At 66.5% G+C, this 24,971-nt stretch carries 22 protein-coding genes; 18 read left to right on the top strand and 4 right to left on the bottom strand.

What is annotated here, in order from left to right; translation table 11 throughout:
* Positions 1-105: 105 nt before the first annotated feature.
* On the bottom strand, positions 106-1,998 hold the full coding sequence (gene htpG / locus J3A72_RS16285) for a molecular chaperone HtpG (protein WP_075075796.1): 1,893 nt from the start codon (positions 1,996-1,998) through the stop codon (positions 106-108).
* 824 nt (positions 1,999-2,822) lie between these two features.
* Between htpG and rsmD the strand changes: the two genes are divergently transcribed.
* The 6 genes from rsmD to J3A72_RS16255 all read left to right on the top strand — a co-directional run bounded on the left by rsmD (position 2,823) and on the right by J3A72_RS16255 (position 7,638).
* Entirely contained in the window at positions 2,823-3,401 is a 579-nt protein-coding gene (gene rsmD, locus J3A72_RS16280; RefSeq protein WP_014646773.1) for a 16S rRNA (guanine(966)-N(2))-methyltransferase RsmD, read from the top strand.
* A gap of 26 nt (positions 3,402-3,427) precedes the next feature.
* Entirely contained in the window at positions 3,428-3,937 is a 510-nt protein-coding gene (gene coaD, locus J3A72_RS16275; protein WP_014036814.1) for a pantetheine-phosphate adenylyltransferase, read from the top strand.
* Between the two features lie 60 nt (positions 3,938-3,997).
* The gene (locus J3A72_RS16270; RefSeq protein ID WP_075077061.1) at positions 3,998-4,489 is read left to right on the top strand and encodes a hypothetical protein; all 492 of its coding nucleotides are present in this window, start codon (positions 3,998-4,000) and stop codon (positions 4,487-4,489) included.
* 132 nt (positions 4,490-4,621) lie between these two features.
* Positions 4,622-4,903 (top strand): YfhL family 4Fe-4S dicluster ferredoxin, encoded by a 282-nt coding sequence (locus J3A72_RS16265; RefSeq protein ID WP_004153175.1) that lies wholly within the window; start codon positions 4,622-4,624, stop codon positions 4,901-4,903.
* On the top strand, positions 4,900-6,630 hold the full coding sequence (gene ggt / locus J3A72_RS16260) for a gamma-glutamyltransferase (protein ID WP_014646774.1): 1,731 nt from the start codon (positions 4,900-4,902) through the stop codon (positions 6,628-6,630). Before J3A72_RS16265 ends, ggt begins: the two co-directional genes overlap by 4 nt.
* A gap of 120 nt (positions 6,631-6,750) precedes the next feature.
* The gene (locus tag J3A72_RS16255) at positions 6,751-7,638 is read left to right on the top strand and encodes an MBL fold metallo-hydrolase (protein WP_019338337.1); all 888 of its coding nucleotides are present in this window, start codon (positions 6,751-6,753) and stop codon (positions 7,636-7,638) included.
* A gap of 85 nt (positions 7,639-7,723) precedes the next feature.
* Here the strand turns inward: J3A72_RS16255 and J3A72_RS16250 are convergent, their stop codons facing one another.
* Entirely contained in the window at positions 7,724-8,017 is a 294-nt protein-coding gene (locus J3A72_RS16250) for a PsiF family protein (RefSeq protein WP_046430010.1), read from the bottom strand.
* 57 nt (positions 8,018-8,074) lie between these two features.
* Between J3A72_RS16250 and J3A72_RS16245 the strand changes: the two genes are divergently transcribed.
* The gene (locus J3A72_RS16245) at positions 8,075-8,500 is read left to right on the top strand and encodes a metalloregulator ArsR/SmtB family transcription factor (RefSeq protein ID WP_230374613.1); all 426 of its coding nucleotides are present in this window, start codon (positions 8,075-8,077) and stop codon (positions 8,498-8,500) included.
* A complete protein-coding gene (locus J3A72_RS16240; protein ID WP_075077059.1) occupies positions 8,481-8,960 on the top strand; it encodes an SRPBCC family protein in 480 nt (159 codons plus the stop codon). The genes J3A72_RS16245 and J3A72_RS16240 overlap by 20 nt, the downstream gene beginning before the upstream one ends.
* A 114-nt stretch (positions 8,961-9,074) precedes the next feature.
* Here J3A72_RS16240 and upp read toward each other — a convergent pair whose 3' ends face one another.
* Positions 9,075-9,707, bottom strand: a complete 633-nt coding sequence (upp, locus tag J3A72_RS16235) for a uracil phosphoribosyltransferase (protein ID WP_005409099.1) — start codon at positions 9,705-9,707, stop codon at positions 9,075-9,077.
* Positions 9,708-9,876: 169 nt separating this feature from the next.
* Here upp and J3A72_RS16230 point away from each other — a divergent pair, with 169 nt between their 5' ends.
* From J3A72_RS16230 to J3A72_RS16205, 6 genes are all read left to right on the top strand, one after another.
* Positions 9,877-12,438 carry a TonB-dependent receptor gene (locus J3A72_RS16230; protein ID WP_075077058.1) on the top strand — a complete coding sequence of 854 codons (2,562 nt, stop codon included), beginning with the start codon at positions 9,877-9,879 and terminating at the stop codon, positions 12,436-12,438.
* Positions 12,438-13,553 (top strand): phytase, encoded by a 1,116-nt coding sequence (locus J3A72_RS16225; protein ID WP_075077057.1) that lies wholly within the window; start codon positions 12,438-12,440, stop codon positions 13,551-13,553. The genes J3A72_RS16230 and J3A72_RS16225 overlap by 1 nt, the downstream gene beginning before the upstream one ends.
* The gene (locus J3A72_RS16220) at positions 13,550-14,917 is read left to right on the top strand and encodes a metallophosphoesterase family protein (protein WP_053496001.1); all 1,368 of its coding nucleotides are present in this window, start codon (positions 13,550-13,552) and stop codon (positions 14,915-14,917) included. Before J3A72_RS16225 ends, J3A72_RS16220 begins: the two co-directional genes overlap by 4 nt.
* A gap of 10 nt (positions 14,918-14,927) precedes the next feature.
* Positions 14,928-15,542 (top strand): inorganic diphosphatase, encoded by a 615-nt coding sequence (locus J3A72_RS16215; protein WP_014646782.1) that lies wholly within the window; start codon positions 14,928-14,930, stop codon positions 15,540-15,542.
* 89 nt (positions 15,543-15,631) lie between these two features.
* On the top strand, positions 15,632-17,047 hold the full coding sequence (locus J3A72_RS16210; RefSeq protein ID WP_075077056.1) for a deoxyribodipyrimidine photo-lyase: 1,416 nt from the start codon (positions 15,632-15,634) through the stop codon (positions 17,045-17,047).
* A 140-nt stretch (positions 17,048-17,187) separates the two neighbouring features.
* Positions 17,188-17,883 (top strand): OmpA family protein, encoded by a 696-nt coding sequence (locus tag J3A72_RS16205; protein ID WP_014646784.1) that lies wholly within the window; start codon positions 17,188-17,190, stop codon positions 17,881-17,883.
* Positions 17,884-18,147: 264 nt separating this feature from the next.
* On the opposite strand, the gene J3A72_RS16200 is transcribed toward J3A72_RS16205, so the two are convergent.
* A complete protein-coding gene (locus J3A72_RS16200) occupies positions 18,148-19,179 on the bottom strand; it encodes a LysR family transcriptional regulator (RefSeq protein WP_005416157.1) in 1,032 nt (343 codons plus the stop codon).
* Positions 19,180-19,326: 147 nt separating this feature from the next.
* On the opposite strand from J3A72_RS16200, the gene J3A72_RS16195 reads away from it, so the two are divergent.
* The 4 genes from J3A72_RS16195 (at position 19,327) to J3A72_RS16180 (ending at position 24,934) form a co-directional block, all read left to right on the top strand.
* Positions 19,327-19,554: a hypothetical protein gene (locus J3A72_RS16195; protein WP_041863314.1), complete on the top strand. Its 228-nt coding sequence runs from the start codon at positions 19,327-19,329 to the stop codon at positions 19,552-19,554.
* A complete protein-coding gene (locus J3A72_RS16190; RefSeq protein ID WP_075077055.1) occupies positions 19,551-20,321 on the top strand; it encodes an SDR family NAD(P)-dependent oxidoreductase in 771 nt (256 codons plus the stop codon). The genes J3A72_RS16195 and J3A72_RS16190 overlap by 4 nt, the downstream gene beginning before the upstream one ends.
* Positions 20,322-20,412: 91 nt before the next feature.
* Positions 20,413-21,636, top strand: a complete 1,224-nt coding sequence (locus J3A72_RS16185) for an efflux RND transporter periplasmic adaptor subunit (RefSeq protein ID WP_075077054.1) — start codon at positions 20,413-20,415, stop codon at positions 21,634-21,636.
* Positions 21,637-21,763: 127 nt separating this feature from the next.
* Entirely contained in the window at positions 21,764-24,934 is a 3,171-nt protein-coding gene (locus J3A72_RS16180; RefSeq protein ID WP_053495139.1) for a multidrug efflux RND transporter permease subunit, read from the top strand.
* Positions 24,935-24,971 lie beyond the last annotated feature (37 nt).

Raw genomic sequence — 24,971 nt, 5'->3', positions numbered from 1 at the left:
TAGGTGCCAACCTTGGTTGGCACGCTTTTTGGGCGCCAACCAAGGTCGGCCTCTACCAGAGCACCGCCGGGTAAGCCGGGCCATGCCCGGCGACCACCCTGTCGATCAGGCCGACAGCTCCAGCAGCAGCTTGTTCAGCCGCGCCACGTAGGCACCCGGGTCCTTCAGGCTGTCACCGGCGGCCAGCGCGGCCTGGTCGAACAGCACCCGGCCGAGGTCGTCGAAACGCGCGCCATCGGCTTCGGCATCCAGCTTGGCAATCAGTGGGTGGCCCGGGTTGATTTCCAGCACCGGCTTGCTGTCCGGCACCTTCTGCCCGCTGGCTTCCAGGATCTGGCGCATCTGCAGGCCCAGGTCCTGTTCGCCGATGGCCAGTACCGCCGGCGAATCGGTCAGGCGGTGTGACACGCGCACTTCGGCCACGTCATCGCCCAGCACGGTCTTCAGGCGCTCGACCAGGCCCTGCTTGTCCTTCGCCGCGGCTTCCTGTTCCTGCTTGTCCGCTTCGGTTTCCAGCGCGCCCAGGTCGAGATCGCCACGAGCGATGTCGACGAAGCCCTTGCCGTCGAAATCGGTCAGGTAGCCCATCAGCCACTCGTCGATGCGGTCGGTCAGCAGCAGCACTTCCACGCCCTTCTTGCGGAACACTTCCAGGTGGGGGCTGTTGCGCACCTGGCTGTAGCTCTCGCCGGTCAGGTAGTAGATCTTGTCCTGGCCTTCGGTCATGCGGCCGAGGTAATCGGCCAGCGACACCGTCTGCGCATCGCCGTCGCCGCGGGTGGAGGCGAAGCGCAGCAGCCCGGCCACCTTCTCGCGGTTGTTGTAGTCCTCGGCCGGGCCTTCCTTCAGCACTTGGCCGAATTCCTTCCAGAACGTGGCGTATTGCTCCGGCTTGTCGGTGGCCAGCTTGTCCAGCATGTCCAGCGAGCGTTTGGTCAGCGCCGCCTTCATCGAATCGATGACCGGGCCGGACTGCAGGATCTCGCGCGAGACGTTCAGCGACAGGTCGTTGGAGTCGACCACGCCCTTGATGAAGCGCAGGTACAGCGGCAGGAACTGCTCGGCCTGGTCCATCACGAACACGCGCTGCACATAGAGCTTCAGGCCCTTGGGCGCATCGCGGTGGTACAGGTCGAACGGCGCGCGGCCGGGCACGTAAAGCAGCGAGGTGTACTCCAGCTTGCCTTCGACCTTGTTGTGGCTCCACGCCAGCGGATCGCTGTGGTCGTGCGCCACGTGCTTGTAGAACTCGGTGTACTCGGCGTCGCCGATCTCGGTGCGCGGACGGGTCCACAGCGCGCTGGCGCGGTTGACGGTCTCCCACTCGACGGTGGCGCCTTCTTCGCCACCTTCCTTCGGCATCTGGATCGGCAGGCCGATGTGGTCCGAATACTTCTTGAGGATGCTGCGCAGGCGCCAGCCGTCGGCGAAATCATGCTCGCCATCCTTCAGATGCAGGACGATGCGGGTGCCGCGCTCGGCCTTGTCGACGGTGGCGACGTTGAAATCGCCTTCGCCGCGCGAGGTCCAGCGCACGCCTTCACCTGCGGCCAAGCCGGCGCGGCGCGAGGTCACTTCGACCTCGTCGGCAACGATGAAGGCGCTGTAGAAGCCGACGCCGAACTGGCCGATCAGCTGCGAATCCTTCTTCTGGTCGCCGGACAGCTGGCGCAGGAAATCGCCGGTGCCGGACTTGGCGATCGTGCCGAGATGGGCAATCGCCTCGGCGCGACTCATGCCGATGCCGTTGTCTTCGATGGTGATGGTGTGGGCGGCGGGGTCGAAGCTGACGCGCACGCGCAGTTCGCTGTCGCCTTCCAGCAGGGCCGGCTGGGTCAGGGCCTCGAAGCGCAGCTTGTCGGCGGCGTCGGCGGCGTTGGAGACCAGCTCGCGCAGGAAGATCTCCTTGTTGGAGTACAGCGAGTGGATCATCAGCTGCAGCAGCTGCTTGACTTCGGTCTGGAAGCCAAGGGTTTCGGTCTGGGTGGTCTCGGTCATCGATAGGGCTCCATGTGCAATGCCGCGCCAGCGCGTGCGGCCTCGCCAAGGGGTATGGCTGATTGTCCCGAAATCAAGGGGTTGGTCGGCCGGGCGGCGCCCGGCACCTGCAGAGGCCGAAGCAACAGCAACAGCAACAGCAACAGGGGGCGATCCGTGGGATGGCGGGGCGGTGTGGGTTGGCAGGACACGCCGTAAACCCCCCTCCGGGGGCCGGCCCAGCCGCTGGCGGCTGTGCGTTCGGGCGCTTGCGAAGCAGTGCTTCGCAAGCAAAGCGCCCTCACCCATGGGGGCTCGATGGCGCCATCCATGGCGCCAACGGTCCTGCCACCCCACACCGCCCCGCCTCAGACAGGTTCACGCGGCTGTTGGTAGGTGTCGACCTTGGTCGACACATCTGTCAGACATCGAAATAAATCTGGGGTCAGATCCGTTTTCCGCAGGAAAACGGATCTGACCCCAAGAGCCGTTCCGACAGATCGCAGGGAACTGTCGAAGGCGGGGTGCATCCAATGGGGTCAGATCCGTTTTCTGCAGGAAAACGGATCTGACCCCAAGAGCCGTCCCGACAGATCGCAGGAAACTGTCGAAGGCGGGGTGGGTCCGGTTGAGGGGGCGTGAGCCGCATGGATGCGGCGACCGAGCTTACATGGACGTACTTGCAGCGTCCCCCTCGACCGGACCCACCCCGCCAAGCCACGGATAGCCGGCTTTTGCCGTTGCTTCGGCCGTTGCCGTGGCTTCGACGGGTGCCGGGCAAAGCCCGGCCGAACTACAATCCCGCTCATGCTGAATTTCTCGAATTCCTCCCGCCGGGGGCGCCGATGAGCGGCCGCGGTGGCAATGACGGCCAGGTCCGCATCATCGGCGGGCGCTGGCGCAATACCCGGCTGCCGGTGCCGACCCTGCCGGGCCTTCGCCCCAGCAGCGACCGCGTGCGCGAGACCCTGTTCAACTGGCTGATGCCCAAGCTCGGCGGCGCCCGCGTGCTGGACCTGTTCGCTGGCAGTGGCGCGCTGGGCCTGGAGGCGGTCTCGCGTGGCGCTGCCCACGCCACCCTGGTCGAGCGCGATGCGCAGCTGGGACGCAACCTGACCGCCGCCGTCGCCAGGCTGCAGGCCAGCGACCAGATCACCGTCGTGCAGGCCGATGCCCTGCGCTGGCTGCAAGGGGCGCAGGCGCAGCAGGCCGACCTGGTCTTCATCGACCCGCCGTTTGCCGATGGCCTGTGGCAGGACGTGCTGGCCCAGCTGCCGCGGCACCTGGCCGCCGACGCCTGGCTGTACCTGGAATCGCCAGCCGGCCACGTGCCGGTGCTGCCGCCGGACTGGCTGCTGCACCGCGAGGGTGGCACCCGCGAGGTGCGCTTTGCCCTGTACCGCCGTGCCACTGCTACACTTTGACCTCATCTGAACATCTGCATCCGCCCATGACCGTGGCCAATCGCCGCATTGCCGTCTACCCCGGCACGTTCGACCCCATCACCAACGGTCATATCGACCTTGTGAGCCGGGCCGCGCCGCTGTTCGAAAAGGTCGTGGTCGGCGTGGCGCAGAGCCCGTCCAAGGGCCCGGCGCTGCCGCTGGAGCAGCGCGTGCAGCTGGCGCGTGGCGCGCTGGCCCACCACGGCAACGTCGAGGTCATCGGCTTCGATACCCTGCTGGCCCATTTCGTACGTTCGGTGCAGGGCGGGGTGCTGCTGCGCGGCCTGCGCGCGGTGTCCGACTTCGAGTACGAATTCCAGATGGCCAGCATGAACCGCCACCTGATCCCCGAGGTCGAGACCCTGTTCCTGACCCCGGCCGAGCAGCACAGCTTCATTTCGTCCTCGCTGGTCCGCGAGATCGCGCGCCTGGGCGGCGACGTGTCCGGTTTCGTGCCGGCCGCGGTGCTCGAAGCCCTGCGCAAGGTCCGCGAAGCGAAGTCGGCACAGTCGTAAGCCCCGCTGTACCCGCACCCCATTACGTACACCACCACGCACCATTCCGGGAGGAAACCCATGAACACCACCATGCGCGCGATGCTGATCGCTTCGTTGGCCCTGGCCTTCACCGCCTGCAAGAAGGAAGAGGCCGCTCCGGTCGACGAGGCCAAGCCGGCCCTGGTCGCCCCGGCCAAGGACGACGATGCAGGCTGGAAGAAGTACCTGCAGGAAGTGGCGATCCAGAACATGGGCAACATCGCCAACAGCCCGTTCCTGTACTACCTCTCGCCGGAATCGGACCCGGACTTCCAGGCCAAGTACGAGCGCCAGACCGAAAGCGCGACCCAGGCCGTGGCCCGTGGCGTGCAGCCGGGCAACATGCTGGCCTTCGGTTCGTCGGCCTCGGGCAAGATGGCTGACATGATCCAGGCCGTGTTCAAGGACGTGTCGCCGGATTCGATGAAGGGCGTGCGCGTCGTCTTCATTGGCCAGTCGGCCGACAACGCCCGCGTGCAGGCTGCGATCCAGCCGACCGGTGCCGAGTACATTTTCGTCGAAGCCAAGTAATACCGAGCCATGGCGGCCATGCTCCGGCATGGCCCGGGCGGCATCCTGCAAGGGCGCCGCTGATGACCTGACCGGCCCGCGCGCCCGCGCTGGCCGGTCCTTTGTCCCAGGGCGCGGGCGAGGAGTATCGCCGTGTCGCTGAAAATCAACGAGCTCTGCGTCAACTGCGACGTGTGCGAGCCGGCCTGCCCCAACCAGGCCATTGCGATGGGTGAAACCATCTACGTGATCGACCCTGCGCGCTGCACCGAATGCGTGGGTCATTTCGACGAGCCACAGTGCGTGGTCGTCTGCCCGGTCGAGTGCATCGACCCGGACCCGGAGATCGTGGAAACGGAAGACCAGCTGCTGGCCAAGCTGCGCCAGCTGCAGCACGATCACCCCGAACTCTACGCGGAGCCCCCATCCGAATGAAGACGCTGATCGTCCGCCCCCTGTTGCTGCTCGGCCTGCTGCTGAGCCCCATGGCCTGGGCTGACAGCCCGGCCCGTGCCGATCGCCCTGATGGCGCGGCCATTGCCAGCGGCCACGCACTGGCCACCCAGGCCGGCATCGACATCCTGGCGCAGGGCGGCAACGCCTTCGACGCTGCAGTGGCGGTGTCGTCCACGCTGGCGGTGGTCGAGCCGATCAGTTCCGGGTTGGGCGGCGGCGGCTTCTTCCTGCTGCACGACGCGGCCACCGGCAAGGATGTGATGCTGGATGCGCGCGAGACCGCCCCGGCCGCGGCGACCCCGCAGGCCTTCCTCGACAAGCAGGGCAACCTGGACCGTGATCGTTCGGTCAACGGTGCCTGGTCGGCGGGTATTCCCGGCCTGCCCGCAGCGCTGGTCGAGCTGTCGGCCAAGCATGGCAAGCTGCCGTTGTCGGCCTCGCTGCAGCCGGCGATCCGCATCGCGCGCGAAGGTTTCCCGGTGTACGACCGCATGGCCAAGGGCTACGCGTCGCGGCGTGAAGTGATGGAGCGCTATCCCGGCACGCGCGAGGTCTACCTGCGCAATGGCAAGCCGATCGCCAGCGGCGACCTGTTCAAGCAGCCGGAACTGGCGCAGACGCTGGAGCGCCTGGCCGCGGGGGGCTTTGATGGCTTCTACAAGGGCCAGACCGGAAAGCTGTTGCTGGCGGGCGTGAAGCAGGCTGGCGGCAAGTGGACCGCTGAAGAACTGGCCGGTTACCGCGTCAAGCAGCGCGAGCCGATCGTGTTCAACTACAACGGCTGGAAGATCACCACCGCGCCGCCGCCGTCGTCCGGTGGCATCGCGCTGGCGAGCATGCTGCAGATCCTGGAAGGCTGGGACATCAGGAAGATGGACCCGGCCCACCGCACCCACCTGGTGGTGGAGTCGATGCGCCGCGCCTACCGCGACCGCACCTTCTTCCTCGGCGATCCGGACTTCGTGCAGATCCCGCAGAAAGTGCTGACCAGCAAGGATTATGCGCAGGGCCTGCGGGCGACCATCCATCCGGAGAAGGCCACGCCCAGCGACCTGCTGTCGGGCAATCCGACGCCGCTGGAAGACGACGAGACCACGCACTTCTCGATCATCGACCGCGACGGCAACCGCGTCGGCGCCACCCAGACCGTCAACCTGCTGTATGGCTCGGGGCTGATTCCCAAGGGCACCGGCGTGCTGCTGAACAACGAGATGGACGACTTCGCGCTGAAGCCGGGCACGCCCAATGCGTTCGGCGTGATGGGCTATGAGGCCAATGCGCCGAAGGCCGGCAAGCGCATGCTCAGCTCGATGACGCCGACCTTCATGGAGAACGCCGACAAGGTCGTGGTGCTGGGCACCCCGGGTGGCAGCCGCATCATCACCATGGTGCTGCTGGGCATCCTCGGCTACGACGACGGCCTGGATGCACAGCAGGTTGCCGCGCTGCCGCGCTACCACCACCAGTGGCTGCCGGACCTGATCGAAGCCGAGGACGATGCGTTCGACGCGGCGACGGTGAAGCAGTTGCAGGCGATGGGCCACAAGATCGACCTGCCGGGTGACGTCGCCGCAGGCGGCCGCGGTTCCAGTCACGTGTGGGGCAACCTGCAGACCGTGGAATGGGACCGCAAGGCGAACAAGCTGTTCGGCGGCAGCGACCCCCGCAACCCGGTGGGCAGCGCCCAGGTCGTGCCGGCACGCTGATCCGGTAGCGCCGGCTGCTGGCCGGCAATCCGGCAGATTACCGAAACCCCGCCTTTGCCGGCGGGGTTTTCTGTTTCCTTTCTAGCGATTATTTAACGGGCCGGCGCCGATAATCGACGCATGAAACTCTGGTCTATTCGTGGAAACTCGCAGCGCCTCGATGGCGGTGCGATGTTCGGCAACGCACCGCGTGCGTTGTGGGAAAAATGGGCGGCACCCGACGAGCTCAATCGCATCGAGCTGGCCTGCCGCGCACTGCTTGCCAGTCCGCTGGAAGGCAAGACCGTGCTGTTTGAAACCGGTATCGGGGCGTTCTTCGATCCGCGCATGCGCGAGCGCTACGGCGTGCAGGAAAGCCAGCACGTACTGATCGATTCGTTGCGCGAAGCCGGCTTCGAGCACGAGGATATCGATGTGGTGGTGCTCAGCCACCTGCATTTCGATCATGCTGGCGGCCTGCTGGCGGCATGGAGCGAAGGGCGTGAACCCGAGTTGCTGTTCCCCAACGCGACCTACGTGGTCGGTGCGCAGCATTGGCAGCGCGCCGTGCAGCCGCATCCGCGCGACCGTGCCAGCTTCATTCCGGAACTGCCGGGCCTGCTGCAGGCCAGTGGCCGGCTGGAAGTGGTGGACGGGGAGTACTCGAAGGCACTTGGCCGCAGTGTGCGCTTCAGCTACAGCGACGGGCATACGCCGGGACTGATGCTGGCCGAGATCGTCGGTCACGCGCATGCCGGCGAAAGTGCGCATGGTGGCGTGGTGTTCTGTGCCGACCTGATCCCGGGGCGCTCATGGGTACACGTGCCGATCACCATGGGCTACGACCGCAACGCCGAGCTGCTGATCGACGAGAAGCGGCAGTTCCTTGAAGACAAGCTGGCGCGCAACGTGCGGCTGTTCTTCACCCACGACCCGCAGGTGGCGCTGGCGCAGCTGGGCCGTGATGACAAGGGACGTTTCGTGACCCTGCACGAACAGGGCGAGCTGAAGGCGCGCGCCCTGGGGTAATGAAAAGGCCGGGCAATGCCCGGCCTTTCACTGACGGTGGTAGATCCGCGCCATGCGTGGATGGCGTTCGATACGGACGCGACGATTATGACGACTTCAGGCAGCTGCTCATGAAGGTCTTGCGCGCATCACCGGCCAGCTTCTTCGCGCCCGCGTCAGCGTTGCACTTGCGCATCCGTTCCTGCTGCGGATTGACCGCCTTGGTCTCGGCGGCGTGGCCGCTGAGGCAGGAGCTCTGCGCGGTCTTGTAGGCATCACCCTTCAAGCCCTTGTTCTTGGCCGAGCATTCGGCCATGCGCTGCTGCTGCGGGGTGGTGGCGTTGGCAGCCAGGGGCAGGCCGACCAGCAGGACGGCGGCCAGCAGGAAAGAGGCTTTCATCGGGAGCTCCAAGGGTGGCGGGTGCGCGGAGCATTCGCTTCGGGCTGGCAAGGCCACGTGAAGAATCACGCCAGTGCCGCGCCTGCTTGCGGCAACGTTCAGACCGGCGTATTACTTAGCCATATGGGTAAGTATTATCCCGCCATTGAAGAGGTCTTCCAGGCACTGGCCGACCCGACCCGTTGCGCGATCGTAGCGGCGCTGGGGCAGGGACCGCGCACGGTGTCGATGCTGGCCGAACCCTTCGAGATGGCCTTGCCCTCGCTGATGAAACACCTGGCCGTGCTGGAGCGCAGCGGCGTGGTGCGCAGCCACAAGCAGGGGCGCACACGCACCTGCGAACTGGTGTCGGCGCGGCTGGGCCAGGCCGAACAATGGCTCGCAGAACAGCGTGCGGCTTGGGAAGCGCGTTCCGACCGCATGGTCGATTTCGTCGAAACCTTTCACCGACAGGAGCAGGCCCATGGCCGTAGACGCAGGTAACAACCCCGACACCGATCTGGTGATCAGCCGTGTGCTGAACGCACCGCGCGCCGCCTTGTGGCGGGCGTGGACCGACCCGGAACTGCTGCGCCAGTGGTGGTGCCCGAAGCCGTGGACCACCGAGGTACGCGCATTCGACCTGCGCCCCGGCGGGGCCTTCCACACCTTCATGCAGGGTCCCGATGGCGGCAGCAGTGACAATCCGGGCAGTTTCCTGGAGATCGTGCCGCAGCAGCGCCTGGTGTTCACCTCGATGCTGGGTGCGGGCTGGCGACCGCAGTCACCCTGGCTGGGCTTTACCGCCGTGATCACGATGGAGGACGAGGGGCAGGGCTGCCGCTACACCGCGCGGGTGATGCACCCGGACAAGGCCCTGCGTGACCAGCATGAGCAGCTGGGCTTCTTCGACGGCTGGAACACCGCCATCGACCAGCTGGAAGCCTTCGCCGCCGGGCTGTAGGCCGGAATGCGGGGTGGTGGGGTCAGAGCCCTTTCTGCGAAAGGGGTCCGACCCCCGCGATGTTGGGGTCGGATCCCTTTCGCTGTGAAAGGGCTCTGACCCCGGTTCACCGGATCAACCGACGCGGGTACCGAAGATGCGGTCGCCGGCGTCGCCCAGGCCCGGCAGGATGTAGCCCTTGTCGTTGAGCTGGGCATCGATGGCTGCGGTGTAGATCTCCACGTCCGGGTGCACGGCCTTGACCGCTTCGATGCCTTCCGGCGCGGCCACCAGGAAGATGCCCTTGATGCGGCGGGCACCGGCACGCTTGAGCATGTCGATGGTGGCGATCAGGGTGCCGCCGGTGGCCAGCATCGGGTCCAGGATCAGCGCGTCGCGCTCTTCCAGGCGGCCGGTCAGGCGCTCGAAGTAGGGCACCGGCTGCAGGGTTTCCTCATCGCGCTGCAGGCCGACCACGCTGACGCGTGCCGCCGGGATCAGCGACAGCACGCCGCTGAGCATGCCCAGGCCGGCACGCAGGATCGGCACCACGGTGATCTTGGCACCGGCGATGCGCTGCACGGTGACCGGACCGGCCCAGCCGGGCAGGGTGTGCGGCTCGGTGTCCAGGTCGGCGGTGGCCTCGTAGGCCAGCAGCGTACCCAGCTCGTTGGCCAGTTCGCGGAAATCCTTGGTGCTGAGTGCAGCGTTGCGCATCAGGCCGATCTTGTGCTGCACCAGCGGGTGGCGCACTTCGACGATCTTCATGGTCGGGAAGGGGGGAAAGGAGAGAGGAGGCCATTTTGCCGGATTGGCGTGTCGAACCCCAAACCGGGCCTGGATCTGATGTACATGAAATGTGCAGGCGCATGTCACGGCCATGCAACCTTGCGGACATACCGTGCAGACCCATTCTTAACAGGAATGGGGATTCCCAGTGCATATCAAGACTCCGTTGGCCGTTGCCATCACCCTGACCCTGGCGATGGGGGCCGCGGCACCGCTGCAGGCTGCCGGGCAACAGGCGGTAGCCGCTACCGGCGCCGTGGCGGCCGACGCGGTCGACCTGGACCGTATCGAAGTGCGCGCCCAGCTCGAATCGCAGATCCGCGCGGTCGACCTCAAGCGCAGCAGCGACGCCATCGAGGACGCGGTGTCCTCCGATGCCCTGGGCCAGTATCCGGACAAGAACGTGGCCGAATCACTGCAGCGCCTGCCGGGCGTCAGCGTGACCCGCGACCAGGGCGAAGGCCGCTTCGTGGTCATTCGCGGCCTGGATGCCAATCTCAACAGCGTCAGCGTGGATGGCATCGCCATCGGTACGCCGGAAGATTCCAGCCGCGCCGCGCCGCTGGACGTGATCCCATCGGACTCCACCGAGCGCCTGCGCGTGGTCAAGTCGCCGACCCCGGACATGCCCGGTGATGCCATCGGCGGCGCCGTGCTGGTCGAATCGGCGTCGGCCTTCGACCGCGACGGCCGCAGCCTGCGCGGCAAGATCGAGGGCAGCCACCAGCAGCTGTCCGGCGAGACCAGCCCCAAGGCCGCCTTCAACTACAGCGAAGTGTTCAACGACACGTTCGGCGTGGCGCTGGGCGTGAACTACCAGAAGCGGAAGTTCGAGTCGGACAACACCGAAGTGGAATATGACGGCGAGGACGATGCCGCCCCCGGTGACGTGACCGCGATCAACCTGCAGCACCGCAAGTACGAGATCGAGCGCAAGCGCATCGGTGCCAACCTCAACCTCGACTGGCGCCCCAACGAAGACAGCAAGTACTACCTGCGCACGCTGTACAGCCAGTTCGACGATGCGGAGACCCGCCAGCGCGTGATCTTCAACTTCGACGACGCGAAGATGGTCAAGACCGGCACCGACCAGTACCGGCTCGATGGCATGCCGAAGGACTCGATCGACAAGCGCATGCGCTACCGCACCAAGAAGGAGAACACCTTTGCGGCCAGTCTTGGTGGCGAGAACAAGCTGACCAACGCCGTGGTCGATTACCGGATCGGCTACACCCGTACCGAAGAGCGCGTGAACGACGAGATGGAGGCGCGCTTCAAGCTCAACGGCAAGGCCTTCAATGGCACCCTGGACCAGAGCAGCCGCCTGCCCAGCTACAGCTTCGATAACCCGCAGTGGCTGGACAACGGCAACTACGCGTTCGACCGCGTCGTGCTCTCGCCCAAGCAGGTGAACGACAAGGAACACAGCGCGCAGGTCAACGTGCGCTTCGACGGCGACAGCAGCAGCATCAAGTTCGGCCTGCTCGGCCGCTGGCGCGACCGCGACGTGAATGTCGATGAGCGCGAACTGCGCGTCGGCCCGAAGGTGGTGCTGTCGAGCTGGACCACCTCTTCGCCGGAGCATCGCCACGGCAACATGGGGGATGGCATGGACTCGGCTGCGATGCGCGCGTTCTGGGCCGCCAATGGTGGCCAGTACAGCGCCCGCCCGCAGGATGTCGGCGGCAATGCGATGACGTCGCTGGAAGAGGATTACGTGGCCAGCGAGGACATCTTCGCCAGCTATGCCATGGGTACCTGGGATGTGGGCGCGCTGCGCATCATCGGCGGCGTGCGCGTGGAGAACACCCGCTTCAAGGCAGTCGGCAACCAGGTGGACGTGGCCGCCAACGGCCGCAGCTTCACCGTCACCCCGCGCGTGGCCAACAGCAGCTACACCAACGTGCTGCCGGGCCTGCATCTGCGCTATGACGCGGCCGATGACTGGGTGCTGCGCGCCTCGGCCAACAAGACCGTATCGCGCCCGTCCTTCGGCGACGTCTCGCCGCGCGTGGGTTACAGCCGCGGTGACGAGGAAGTGCGCCTGGGCAACCCCGAACTGGATCCGTACGAGTCGAAGAACATCGACCTGTCGGTGGAGAAGTATATCGGCAGCAGCGGCATCGTTTCGCTGGGACTGTTCCACAAGTCGATCGATGGCTACATCGTGGAGACCGTGCGGACCAATGATCCGGCCTACGGTGGATTCGACGTGACCCAGCCGATCAATGGTCGCAAGGCCACCGTGCGTGGCGCGGAGTTCAACTGGCAGCAGCAGCTGGCCTTCCTGCCGGAGGGCCTGGATGGCCTGCTGGTCGGTGCCAGTGGCACCTGGCTGGACACCACGTTCGATGCCGGCATCAAGGGACGTGAGGGCGAGGACTTCACCCTGCCGCGCGCTTCCAAGCATGTCTACAGCGCACACATCGGCTATGAAAAGTACGGTGTAAGCACGCGTCTGGCGGCCGTGTACCGCAGCGAGTATCTGGACAGCATCGGCAAGGGGCGTGCATTCGACATCTACGTGGCACCCAACACCCAGCTCGATTTCTCGCTGGACTACAAGTTCACCCCGCGCGTGAGCATGTACTTCGAAGCGCAGAACCTGCTGGACAAGCCGCTGGAGCTGTACCAGGGCACCCGCTCGCGCACCCTGCAGATGGAAGAGTACGGCCGCACCTATGCGCTGGGCCTGAAGGTGGCGCTGTGATGGGGCGTGCCGTCACTGTCCTGGCCGCCGCGCTGGCGGCTACGCTGGTCGCCGGCTGCACGCCGGCCACCGGCAACGATCCGGTTGCGGGAGCGGCCGCGCCGGCCGCCAATGGCGAGCGCGTGGTGAGCACCATCGCCGAAGCGTTCCTGTCACCGATGACCCCGGCCGACAACATCGACTCGCCGGCGGCCTGGCGCGCGCCGGACGGCGCGCTGTGGCTGATCGCCACCGCCAAGGCCACCGACAAGCTGGTGGTCTACGACGGCAGCACCGGCCAGCACCTGCGTGACGTCGGCAGCAGCGGCACCGCACCGGGGCAGTTCGACCGCCCAAACGGCATCGCGGTGACCGACGACCTGCTGTGGATCGTCGAGCGCGACAATCACCGCGTGCAGGTGCTGAGCCTGCCGGACTTCGCGCCGCTGGCGACCTTCGCTGCGGACGACCTGCGCAAGCCGTACGGTCTGTGGGTCGACCGCGGTGCCGATGGCTACAGCGTCTACGTCACCGATTCCTGGGACAACGGCGAGGATGCGCAGGGGCGTGACATCCTGCCGCCGCTGGCCGAGCTGGACAAGCGCGTGCGCCAGTACCATGTGACCCGCGACGGCGCGAAGGTCGAGGCGAAGCTGGTGGCCAGCATCGGCGATACCACCGAGGCCGGTGCACTGCGCGTGGTCGAGTCGATCTGGGGCGACCCCGAGAACGACCGGCTGCTGATTGCCGAAGAGGACGAGCGCTACGCCAGCGAGTTCAAGGTCTACACCCTGGCGGGCCGCTTCACTGGCACCACCTTTGGCCGCGACGTGTTCAAGGCCCAGGCCGAAGGCGTGACCCTGCGCACCTGCGGCAAGGACGGCTGGTGGATCACCACCGAACAGGGCAAGCAGCGCAGCGTGTTCCACCTGTTCGACCGGCACACGCTGAAGCCGGTCGGCGCGTTCCAGGGCAATACCGTGGCCAACACCGATGGCATCTGGATGATGCAGCAGCCCAGCGCGCGCTTCCCACACGGTGCGCTGTATGCAGTACATGACGACCAGGGCGTGGTGGCCTTCGACTGGGAGAGGATCGCCAAGCAGCTGGCGTTGCCGCTGGAGTGTGGCGCATGAGCGGGCAGTGCGTAATGCGCGCGCTGGCGCTGGGCCTGCTGCTGGCGCTGCCGTCGCTGTCGTTCGCGGCGGCCGAACCGAATACCCAGGTGCCGGCAGGTAGCCGCCACTACGCGGCGACGACGGTGCCGGACCGCATCGTCGCCTCGCCGGCGGTTGATTCCAGCCATGGGTTCGCCGTGGCCTGGCGTACCGACGACAGCGTGCAGGCGCCGCTGCTGGAAATCGCGCTGGCCGCAGATTCGCCGGCCATTGAAGGCATCCGCCAGGTGCGTGCGACGACCCGCGCGCTGCAGACCGAGAACGGTCTGTCGCACCACCATCGGGCAGATATCGATGGCCTGCAGCCGGATACCCAGTACGTCTACCGTGTGCAGGGCAATGGCAGCTGGAGCGCCTGGAACCAGCTGCGCACGCTGGCCAGCGCCGATCAGCCGCTGACCCTGCTGTACTTCGGCGATACCCAGAACAAGAACGTCAGCCATGTCAGCCGCGTGGTGCGCGCCGCGCAGAAGGCCGCGCCGCAGGCGCGCATGAGTCTGTTTGCCGGCGACCTGGTCAGCGGTGGCGACAACATGGATGACAGCGAGTGGGGTGAGTGGTTCGCTGCGACCAGTTGGCTGGCGCAGGAAACGCTGGTGGCGCCGGCCATCGGCAACCACGAGTACTTCGAGGAATTCGAGGACACCCCGCAGGAGCGCCGCGTGCTGGGCCGCCACTGGCCGGTGACGTTCGCGCTGCCGGGCAATGGCGCTACCGCCGCGCAGCAGACCAGCTACTGGTTTGATGCGCAGGGCGTGCGCGTGGCCGTGGTCGATGGCACATCGGCACTCGACCTCGGCACCGCCAAGGCACAGGCACAGTGGCTGGACAAGGTGCTGACCGGCAATCGGCAGGCGTGGACCATCGTGCTGCTGCACCAGCCGTTCTACTCGCCGCGCGAAGGGCGCGAGAACGCCGCGTTGCGTGACGTGCTGCTGCCGGTGGTACGCCGCCACAACGTCGATCTGGTGCTGCAGGGCCATGACCACACCTATGGCCGCCGTGGCGAAGGGCAGGCCGCGACGCCGCAGTATGTGGTGACCGTGGCCGGACCGAAGCAGTACCGCCTTTCCGACGAAGCGCGCAGGACGATGGACCCGGTGGCCGAGGATACCCAGCTGTTCCAGGTGCTGAACATCGACCCGCAGCACCTGCGCTATGAAGCACGCACCGTGACCGGCCGTCTTTACGATGCCTTCGAATTGCGTCGTGATGCCAAGGGTGGAAAGCAGCGCACGGAGCTGACCGAAGGCCGCATCACGCCACGCGACTGCCCGCGTGCGCAGACCGCCAAGGGTCGCGCCGACCGCTGCTGGGAATGAGGAGACGCCGATGACCACACCCCGCCGCATCATTCCATTGGCTGCCATCGGCGCGTCCCTGCTGTTGCTGGCCAGTGCGGTAACCGCCGCCGATACCGTGCTGCATCCCTTCCTGGTCGCCCAGCCGGCGCAGGCCCCGCAGGAAGTGAACCTGGCGGTGGAGATCCCGGCCGGCAGCTTCACCAAGTACGAGATCAAGGAAGACGGCCTGGTGCACGTGGACCGCTTCCAGTCGATGCCGGTCGCCTATCCGGCCAACTACGGCTCGATGCCGCGCACCCTGGCCGGCGACAACGATCCGCTGGATGCGCTGGTGTTGACCCGCGAACCGCTGCATCCGGGCGTGATCGTGCGTTTCCGGCCGATCGGTTACCTGAAGATGATCGATGGCGGCGAGCACGACGAGAAGATCATCGGGGTGCCGACCGACAAGGTCGACCCGACCTACGCCAGTATCCGCGACCTGGCGGACCTGCCGGAGGCCGAACGGCAGCGGATCGAAGCATTCTTCCGCGTCTACAAGGACCTGCCGGCCGGGCGCAACCCGGTGCAGCTCAATGGCTGGGGCAACGCCGCCGAGGCACGGTCAGTGATCCGCGAGGCCATGCAGCGGTTCAAGCGCTAGAACCCCGCCGTGGGTGGGTGGCCGGACGCGCGCATCACCTTCACCGCCCCTGGCTATCATGTCCGCCTTCCACATCGAAGGCGGTGCATGTGTCGGTAGCGTTGGTATGGTTCCGCCGTGATCTGCGGCTGCAGGACAATCCGGCCCTGCAGGCCGCGCTGGATGCGGGTCACGACGTGGTGCCGGTCTATCTCCACGCGCCGCACGAGGAAGGCGAGTGGGTGCCTGGCGCGGCCTCCGATGCGTGGCGCCACCGTTCACTGGGTGCCTTGGACGCCGACCTGCGCACGCGCGGTTCCTCGCTGGTGCTGCGTAGCGGTGACAGCCTGCCGGCCCTGCAGTTGCTGGTCGAGCAGACCGGCGCCGAGGCGGTGTACTGGAACCGCAAGTACGAGCCGGCCACCCAGCCACGCGACGCCACCATCAAGCGCACGCTGCGCGAGCAGGGCATCGACGCACAGAGCTGCAATGGCAGCCTGTTGTTCGAGCCCTGGGACATCGCGACACAGCAGGGTCAGCCGTACAAGGTGTTCACTCCGTACTGGCGCAACGTACTCAGTCATTGGCGCCTGCCGACGCTGAGTGCCGCGCCGAAGGCACTGACCGCGCACTCGGTCGACGGCCTCGCATTGGACGAGCTGCGGCTGGCGCCCACGCTGGACTGGGATTCCGGCTTCTGGGAGCACTGGCAGCCGGGCGAGGCCGGCGCGCTGGAGGCGTTGTTCGTGTTCGAGGACGGCGCGTTGCGCGGTTACCGCGAGCAGCGTGACCTGCCGGACCGGGTCGGCACCTCGCGGCTGTCGCCGCATCTGCATTTCGGCGAGATTGCACCGTGGCGCATCGCGCATGCGCTGGAGAGATTGCGCAGTGCCGGCACTGATGCCGACATCGACGGCTATCTGCGGCAACTGGGCTGGCGCGATTTCGCCTACCACCTGTTGCATCACTTCCCGAAGACGCCGACCGACAACCTCAATCCGCGTTTCGACCGCTTCCCTTGGGCCACGCCCACTGCAGCGCAACTGCATGACTGGCAGCGCGGCAACACCGGCGTGCCGATCGTCGATGCGGGCCTGCGCGAGCTGTGGCACACCGGTTACATGCACAACCGGGTACGGATGATTGTTGCCAGCTACCTGTGCAAGCACCTGCGTGCGCACTGGCTGCAGGGCGCGCGCTGGTTCTGGGACACCCTGGTCGATGCCGACCTGGCCAACAACACGATGGGCTGGCAGTGGGTGGCAGGCACCGGCGCCGACGCGGCCCCGTACTTCCGGGTGTTCAACCCGGTCACCCAGGCGGAGAAGTTCGACCCGCAGGCGCGCTACATCAGCCGCTGGGTGCCCGAACTGGCGGCGCTGCCGGTGAAGGCGCGCTTCGCGCCGTGGCAGCATCCGCTGCTGCTGGCGGCGCATGCCCCGGGCTATCCGCGTACGCCGCTGGTGGATCTGGCCGCCGGCCGCGATGCTGCGCTGGCCGCCTACCGGCAGACGGGGGCTGGGTAAAGCGCGGGCTGAGCGTTCCAGTCAGTTAGCTGAACGCGGCCCTGTTGCCGCGACCGATCATCATCCCGACATCGCATCGGGCTGTTTATTCTCTCTGCGCCCGTAAGCCGCCGACCCGACCGGAAAACAAGGAGAACCACATGATCCGCAACACCACCCGCAACGTCGCACTGGCCCTGATGAGTGCGGCCGTCCTGTCGGCCTGCGCCACCGGCGGCTCCTATGTGCAGAGCGACCAGTACGGCAACCCGACCGAACAGCAGAACCGTACCGGCCGCAACGCGCTGATCGGTACCGCCATCGGTGTGGCTGCCGGCCTTCTGACCGGTGACAGCGCCACCGAGCGTCGTCAGCACGCACTGATCGGTGCCGGTATCGGTGCGCTCAGCGGCGCCGCCGTCGGCCAGTACCAGGATCGCCAGGAACGCGCGCTGCGCGAGCGCACCGCCAACACCGGCATCGATGTGCAGCGCCAGGGCGACAACATCATGCTGAACCTGCCGGACGGCATCACCTTCGACTTCGGCAAGGCCACCCTGAAGCCGCAGTTCTACGGCTCGCTCAACGGTGTGGCCGGTACGCTGCGCGAGTACAACCAGACCATGATCGAAGTGGTGGGCCACACCGACAGCATCGGCAGCGACGCGGTCAACAACCGCCTGTCGAAGGAACGCGCCGATTCGGTGGCGCAGTACCTGATCGGCCAAGGCGTGCAGAGCGTGCGCATCGAAACGCTGGGGGCTGGCAAGTCGTATCCGATTGCCGACAACAGCACCGATGCCGGCCGTGCCAAAAACCGCCGCGTCGAGATCCGCGTGATTCCGCTCAAGCAATAACGCGTAGCGTTGTTGCTGTTCCGGCCTGGCCGGAACGAAAATGCCGCCCTTGCAGGCGGCATTTTCTGTAGGTGCCGAGCTTGCTCGGCACGCTGATAGCGCTTCCGGTTGCGGCTTCTCCGAACGGCGCCGACCAAGGTCGGCATCTACCGGACGCCCGGCGCAGCGGGAAGGAAATGCCGCAACTCATCTCCTGGTAGATGCCGACCTTGGTCGGCGCGGTTCCAACCGCAGTCGAGCATGGCTCGCCTCTACGAAATCCGGTTACGCCGCCGAGGCGGCGACCTTCTCCAGGATGCGCTTGCCGCTGCTCTCCAACGCCGCGTCTTCCTGGGCCTTCTGCTGCTGTGCCAGCTTCGCACCCGGGCACTGCGCCAGCATGTAGTTGGCGTCGAAGTTGAGCTTTTCCACCAGGAAATCGACGAACGCCCGCACCTTCGGCGAGACCAGGCGGCCACCGGCGAACACGGCGTTGAAGTCCACTTCCGGGCCGGTCCAGCCGGCCAGCACGCGCCGTACCATGCCGGACTCCACGAACGGCTTGGCCATCACATCACCGGTCAGCAGCAGGCCTTCGCCACAGACCAGCGCACCATTCAGCGCAGACATGTCGTTGGCGGTCATCAGCGGGGTGACCGGGAAGTCACGCAGTTCGCCGCCGTTCTCGCCCAGCTGCCAGGTGAAGCGCGGTGAATTGCCAGTGTGATACGGCTTGCGCATCGCCAGGATGCGATGGAACTGCAGTTCTTCCGGATGCAGCGGCTCACCATAGCGCTCGATGTAGGCCGGGCTGGCGAACACCTGCGTGCGCAGGCTGCCCAGCTTGCGCGCGACCAGGTTGGAATCGGGCAGGGCGCCCACACGCAGCGCCAGATCCGCTTCGCCGGCAATCAGGTCCAGCTTCTCGTTGCCCATGTGCATGTCCAGGCGGATTTCCGGATACTGCGCATGGAACTGGCCCAGCAGCGGGGCGATCCAGGTGATGCCGATCGAATAGGGCACGGTGAAGCGCAGCCAGCCGCGCGGGCCGGACTGCAACTGGCTCACCGCGCTTTCGGCTTCTTCCAGCTCGCGCGCGATGCGCTGGCAATGCTCGTGGTAGATCGAGCCGGCTTCGGTCAGGCCGAGGCGGCGGGTGGTCCGGTGCAGCAGCCGCGCGCCCAGGCGCGTTTCCAGCTCCTGCACTTTGCGGCTGACCGTGGTCTTGGGCAGGCCGAGCGATTTGGCAGCGGCGATGAAACTGCCTTGCTCGACCACCTTGACGAAGATCAGCGTCTCGTTGAGATCGTGGGACATGGTCGGGGATCCTGGACGTCGGGGATGGGACAATCGTGACAGAACGATTGGACCGGGAGCGGGATGATTATTCCCCTTAATCAGGACTAATCAAGTAAAGGTTTGAGGTCTATCGTGGCGCCATTCGTGAAATGGAGCCCCCTCGCCATGAGCCTGCGCAACATTCTTGCCCGCTTCCGGCATGTCGGCCAGAACACCCTGGACCTGGCGATGACCGTCGAAGCCCGTCCGAGTTCCTTGGTACACAAGGACTTTCGTGAGTTTACCGCGCCCATGCGTCAGCAGCGTGGCGGTGCCATCCGCCTGGCCCCGCACAAGGGTGACCGGCTGCGCCGGATCGGGACTATCCCGGATTTGGGAGGAAATGTCCCGTGAATGGGATACTGACGCCCGAAGTCCTGGTCCTCGGCGGCACCGGTGCCGTCGGCCAGGGCGTGGTCGGCGCATTGCTGGAAGCCGGCAGCCCGGTGCTGGTGGTTGGCCGCGACCCGGGTCGGCTGGCGGCGCTGCATGAGCAGTTCGCCGACGAGCCCGGCCTGGAGACGCTGCTGGGCTCGCTCAGCGATGACGGCTCGGCGCGTGCCTTGGCCGAACGCATCGCGCAGCGCCCCCGTCCGCTGGCGGCGGTCATCGCCGCAATGGGTGGCCCCTACCGTCGCGGCCGGGTGACCGACCGCAATGGCGAAGAGCTGTTGGGGGCGATGCAGGCCGATCTGATGCCGCACGTGCACGCGGTGCGTCACCTGCTGCCGCTGCTGCAGGACAACGTGCATGCGCGCCGCTACGTGATGATCGGCAGCCCCGCCAACGCCAAGCCCTGGGCGGGTTACGGCGAGACCTCGATCACCACCGCCGCGCTGCGCATGTACGCGCAGGTGGTGCACCAGGAAGCGCAGGCACTGGGTGTGCGCGCGCAGATGCTGGAAGTCTGCAGTCCGGTGTGCACCCCGGCCAACGCGGCCAATGCGTGCATCGAGTGGCCAAGCTCGTTGCTGGTCGGTCGTCGTGTGGTCTCCCTGCTGGACGGCTGCCGCGACAACCGCGCCATCGTCCGCTGCGACAGCAGCGATGCCGAACTGCCGCGCGGCCTGCTGCACCTGGATGTCCCTCCACTGTGGCGCGATACCGCGGGCATCGCTTGACCTCGACCATGGTTGAGGTCGCAGTATGCGCCGCCGATTTTTGCAACACGTTCTCATATAGCTGTACCACCCCTCCGTACGGATGCATGCCATGACTTCCCCCAATACCACCCCACATCGTTTCGGCCATCGCATCGCGATGGTCGGCGTGTCGATCCTCGCCGCGGCCTTGCTTGCGGCCTGCAGCGGCGGCCATGCCGAAGAGGCCGGTGCTCCGCCGCCGCCGCAGGTCAGCGCCGCGCCGGTGCTGGTCAAGCAGGTCAGCCAGTGGGACGAGTTCAGCGGCCGCGTCGAAGCGGTGCAGAGCGTCGAACTGCGCCCGCGCGTGTCCGGCTACATCGACAAGGTCAACTACGTCGAAGGCCAGGAAGTAAAGAAGGGCGAAGTGCTCTTCACCATCGACGCGCGCAGCTACCAGGCCGAGTACGATCGCGCGGCCGCCGAGCTGGCCCGCGCCCGCACCCAGGCCACGCTGGCCCGCAGCGAGTCCGAGCGTGCCAAGCGGCTGTCCGAGCAGCAGGCGATCTCCACCGAGACCGCCGAGCAGCGCCGCGCGGCTGCCGACCAGTCCGGCGCCGCCGTGCAGGCCGCGCAGGCGGCTCTGGATGCAGCCCGCCTCAACCTGGAGTTCACCAAGGTGCGTGCACCGATCGATGGCCGTGCCGGCCGCGCGATGGTCACCGCCGGCAACCTGGTCACCGCCGGCGACAGCGCCAGCGTGCTGACCACGCTGGTCTCGCTGGATACCGTGTTCGTCTACTTCGATGCCGACGAAAGCACCTTCCTGCGCTATGCACAGATGGCACGCAAGGGCGAGCGCCCCAGCGAGCGTGACAGCGCGCTGCCGGTGAAGGTCGGCCTGTCCGGGGAAGAGGGCTACCCGCATGCGGGCAAGGTCGACTTCCTCGACAACCAGGTGGCCCGCAGCACCGGCACCATCCGCGTCCGTGCGCTGCTGGACAACGCCGACCGCCAGTTCACGCCGGGCCTGTTCGCCCGCGTGCAGCTGCTCGGCAGCGGCCAGTTCCAGGCCATGCTGATCGATGACAAGGCCGTGCTGACCGACCAGGACCGCAAGTACGTCTACGTGGTCGACAAGGATGGCAAGGCCCAGCGCCGCGACATCCAGCTCGGCCGCACCGCCGACGGCCTGCGCATTGTCGAGCACGGCCTTGCCGCCGGCGACAAGGTGATCATCGACGGCGTGCAGAAGGTCTTCATGCCGGGCATGCCGGTGCAGGCCAAGGCCGTGGCGATGCAGCCGCAGGCTGCGCCGGCACCGGGCCGCGATGCCACCGCCTCCCTGAACCACTGATCCGCCGGCTCCTGATCCGCGTCCCCGCTTAGCTGCCGGCGCCAGCGGCAGCCTTCCCTGCCTTCGTCATCCCGGCGAGGGGCAGGGTGGCTGTTGCCCGCCGGACGCCTTTCCCAGGAATTCCTCCATGGACTTTTCCCGTTTCTTCATCGACAGGCCGATCTTCGCGGCGGTGCTGTCGATCGTGATCTTCGCCGCAGGCCTGATCACGATTCCAATCCTGCCGATCAGCGAGTACCCCGAAGTGGTGCCGCCGTCGGTGGTCGTGCGCACGGTGTATCCGGGCGCCAACCCCAAGGTCATTGCCGAGACCGTCGCCACGCCGCTTGAAGAAGCGATCAACGGCGTCGAAGGCATGATGTACCTGAAGTCGGTTGCCGGCTCGGACGGCGTGCTGCAGATGACCGTCACCTTCCGCCCCGGTACCGATCCGGACGCGGCGGCGGTGAAGGTGCAGAACCGCGTGGCGCAGGCGCAGGCGCGCCTGCCCGAGGACGTGCGCCGGCAGGGCGTGACTACGCAGAAGCAGTCGCCAACCTTCCTGATGGTGGTGCACCTGACCTCGCCGCAAGGCAAGTACGACACCCTGTACCTGCGCAACTACGCCCGCCTGCACGTCAAGGATGCGCTGGCGCGTATTCCGGGCGTGGGTGACGCGCAGATCTTCGGCGGCGGCGACTACGCCATGCGTGCCTGGCTGGATCCGGACAAGGTGGCTTCGCGCGGCCTGACCGCCAGCGATGTGGTGCGTGCCATGCGCGAGCAGAACGTGCAGGTGTCGGCCGGCCAGCTCGGTGCCGAACCGTTGCCGAACAGCCAGTTCCTGACCCTGATCAACGCCCAGGGCCGCCTGAAGACCGAAAAGGAATTCGGCGATATCGTGCTCAAGAGCGGCACCGATGGCGAGATCGTGCGCCTGGCCGACGTGGCCCGCCTTGAACTGGGTGCCGGTGACTACACCCTGCGCTCGCAGCTGGATGGCAAGAACGCGGTCGGTATCGGTATCTTCCAGTCGCCCGGTGCGAATGCGCTGGAGATTCGTGACCAGGTCATCTCGACGATGGACGAGATGCAGAAGACCATGCCGGCCGACGTGAAGTACGAAGCGGTGTATGACACCACCATCTTCGTGCGCGACTCGATCAAGGCCGTGGTCTCCACGCTGCTGGAAGCCATCGCCCTGGTGGTGCTGGTGGTGATCCTGTTCCTGCAGACCTGGCGTGCCTCGATCATCCCGTTGATCGCGGTGCCGGTGTCGGTGGTGGGTACCTTCGCCGCGCTGTACCTGCTGGGCTTCTCGATCAACACGCTGAGCCTGTTCGGCCTGGTGCTGGCGATCGGCATCGTGGTCGACGACGCGATCGTGGTGGTGGAGAACGTCGAGCGCAACATCGAGGAAGGCCTGTCACCCACCGCTGCGGCCCACCAGGCCATGCGTGAAGTGTCCGGCCCGATCGTGGCGATCGCGCTGGTGCTGTGTGCCGTGTTTGTGCCGATGGCCTTCCTGTCCGGCGTCACCGGCCAGTTCTACAAGCAGTTCGCAGTCACCATCGCCATCTCCACGGTGATCTCGGCGATCAACTCGCTGACCCTGTCGCCGGCCCTGGCCGCGCGTCTGCTGAAAGCCCATGGTGCTCCGAAGGATGCGCCGAGCCGCCTGATCGACCGCCTGTTCGGCTGGGTGTTCCGTCCGTTCAACCGCTTCTTCAAGTCCAGCTCGGAGAAGTACGAGCGTGGCGTGGCCCGCATCCTCGGCCGTCGTGGCGCGGTGTTCGTGGTCTACGCGATCCTGCTGGTCGGTACCGGCGTGATCTTCAAGCTGGTGCCGCCGGGCTTCATCCCGACCCAGGACAAGCTGTACCTGATCGCCGGTGTAAAGCTGCCGGAAGGTTCGTCGATCGCGCGCACCGATGAAATGCTGCGCAAGGTCGCCAAGATCGCCCAGGAAACCGATGGCGTGGCCCACACCATCTCGTTCCCGGGTCTGAACGCGCTGCAGTTCACCAACACGCCGAACACCGGTGTGGCGTTCATCCCGCTCAAGCCGTTCGCCGAGCGCCATGGCCGCACCGCCGCACAGATCAATGCCGAGATCAACCAGAAGATCGCCGGCCTGCAGGAAGGCTTCGCGTTCGCGATGATGCCGCCGCCGATCCTCGGCCTGGGCAACGGCAACGGCTACCAGATGTTCATCGAGGACCGTGGCAACCTGGGTTACGGCGCGCTGCAGAACGCGGTGCAGGCAATGCAGGGCACCGTTGCGCAGACGCCGGGCATGGCCTTCCCGATCAGCAGCTACCAGGCCAACGTGCCGCAGCTGGATGCCGAAGTGGACCGCGTCAAGGCCAAGGCGCAGGGCGTGCAGCTCACCGAGCTGTTCGACACCCTGCAGACCTACCTCGGTTCGGCCTACGTCAACGACTTCAACCAGTTCGGCCGTACCTGGCAGGTGATCGCCCAGGCCGACGGTCCGTTCCGCGAGACGGTCGAGGACATCGGCAAGCTGCGTACCCGCAACGACCGCGGCGAGATGGTGCCGATCGGTTCGATGGTCACCATCAAGCAGACCTTCGGCCCGGACCCGGTGCTGCGCTTCAATGGCTATCCGGCAGCAGACCTGGCCGGTGAGGCCGACCCGCGCCTGCTGTCCTCGGCCGAGGCGATGAACAAGCTGACCGAGATCGCCGGCAAGGTGCTGCCGGTGGGCATGACCACCGAATGGACCGACCTGAGCTACCAGCAGGCGACCCAGGGCAAGGCGGCCTTCATCGTGTTCCCGGTGGCGATCATGCTGGCCTTCCTGGTGCTGGCCGCGCTGTACGAGAGCTGGTCGCTGCCGCTGGCGGTGATCCTGATCGTGCCGATGACCCTGCTGTCCGCGCTGTTCGGCGTGTGGCTGACCGGTGGCGACAACAACGTGTTCGTGCAGGTCGGCCTGGTGGTGCTGATGGGCCTGGCGTGCAAGAACGCGATCCTGATCGTCGAATTCGCCAGAGAGCTGGAGATGGGCGGCAAGGGCATCGTTGAAGCCGCGCTGGAAGCCTGCCGCCTGCGTCTGCGCCCGATCGTGATGACCTCCATCGCCTTCATCGCCGGTACCGTGCCGCTGGTGCTGTCGCACGGCGCGGGTGCCGAGGTGCGCTCGGTGACCGGTATCACCGTGTTCGCCGGCATGCTGGGCGTGACCCTGTTCGGCCTGTTCCTCACCCCGGTGTTCTACGTGGCCCTGCGCAAGTTCGTCACCCGCAACGGCGGTGGCCAGCTGGTGCAGCACGGCGAGCCGACCATCCACCACTGACATGGAACCCCGTCGCCGCCGGTCACTGGCCGGCGGC

The organism is Stenotrophomonas sp. PvP093 (genome assembly GCF_017876915.1).
Classification (GTDB): Bacteria; Pseudomonadota; Gammaproteobacteria; order Xanthomonadales; family Xanthomonadaceae; genus Stenotrophomonas; species Stenotrophomonas muris.
The sequence above is the reverse complement of the archived record's forward strand: the minus strand, read 5'-3'. Positions and strand labels throughout refer to the sequence as shown.

What these genes read in the sequence shown, in the direction of transcription:
- J3A72_RS16205 (WP_014646784.1), top strand. Translation starts at nt 17,188, where the DNA reads ATGATCCGCAACACCACCCGCAACGTCGCACTGGCCCTGATGAGTGCG.
- J3A72_RS16195 (WP_041863314.1), top strand. Translation starts at nt 19,327, where the DNA reads ATGAGCCTGCGCAACATTCTTGCCCGCTTCCGGCATGTCGGCCAGAAC.
- J3A72_RS16225 (WP_075077057.1), top strand. Translation starts at nt 12,438, where the DNA reads ATGGGGCGTGCCGTCACTGTCCTGGCCGCCGCGCTGGCGGCTACGCTG.
- J3A72_RS16215 (WP_014646782.1), top strand. Translation starts at nt 14,928, where the DNA reads ATGACCACACCCCGCCGCATCATTCCATTGGCTGCCATCGGCGCGTCC.
- coaD (WP_014036814.1), top strand. Translation starts at nt 3,428, where the DNA reads ATGACCGTGGCCAATCGCCGCATTGCCGTCTACCCCGGCACGTTCGAC.
- J3A72_RS16250 (WP_046430010.1), bottom strand. Translation starts at nt 8,017, where the DNA reads ATGAAAGCCTCTTTCCTGCTGGCCGCCGTCCTGCTGGTCGGCCTGCCC.
- J3A72_RS16240 (WP_075077059.1), top strand. Translation starts at nt 8,481, where the DNA reads ATGGCCGTAGACGCAGGTAACAACCCCGACACCGATCTGGTGATCAGC.
- J3A72_RS16180 (WP_053495139.1), top strand. Translation starts at nt 21,764, where the DNA reads ATGGACTTTTCCCGTTTCTTCATCGACAGGCCGATCTTCGCGGCGGTG.
- J3A72_RS16200 (WP_005416157.1), bottom strand. Translation starts at nt 19,179, where the DNA reads ATGTCCCACGATCTCAACGAGACGCTGATCTTCGTCAAGGTGGTCGAG.
- J3A72_RS16255 (WP_019338337.1), top strand. Translation starts at nt 6,751, where the DNA reads ATGAAACTCTGGTCTATTCGTGGAAACTCGCAGCGCCTCGATGGCGGT.
- htpG (WP_075075796.1), bottom strand. Translation starts at nt 1,998, where the DNA reads ATGACCGAGACCACCCAGACCGAAACCCTTGGCTTCCAGACCGAAGTC.
- J3A72_RS16185 (WP_075077054.1), top strand. Translation starts at nt 20,413, where the DNA reads ATGACTTCCCCCAATACCACCCCACATCGTTTCGGCCATCGCATCGCG.
- rsmD (WP_014646773.1), top strand. Translation starts at nt 2,823, where the DNA reads ATGAGCGGCCGCGGTGGCAATGACGGCCAGGTCCGCATCATCGGCGGG.
- upp (WP_005409099.1), bottom strand. Translation starts at nt 9,707, where the DNA reads ATGAAGATCGTCGAAGTGCGCCACCCGCTGGTGCAGCACAAGATCGGC.
- J3A72_RS16270 (WP_075077061.1), top strand. Translation starts at nt 3,998, where the DNA reads ATGAACACCACCATGCGCGCGATGCTGATCGCTTCGTTGGCCCTGGCC.
- J3A72_RS16220 (WP_053496001.1), top strand. Translation starts at nt 13,550, where the DNA reads ATGAGCGGGCAGTGCGTAATGCGCGCGCTGGCGCTGGGCCTGCTGCTG.
- ggt (WP_014646774.1), top strand. Translation starts at nt 4,900, where the DNA reads ATGAAGACGCTGATCGTCCGCCCCCTGTTGCTGCTCGGCCTGCTGCTG.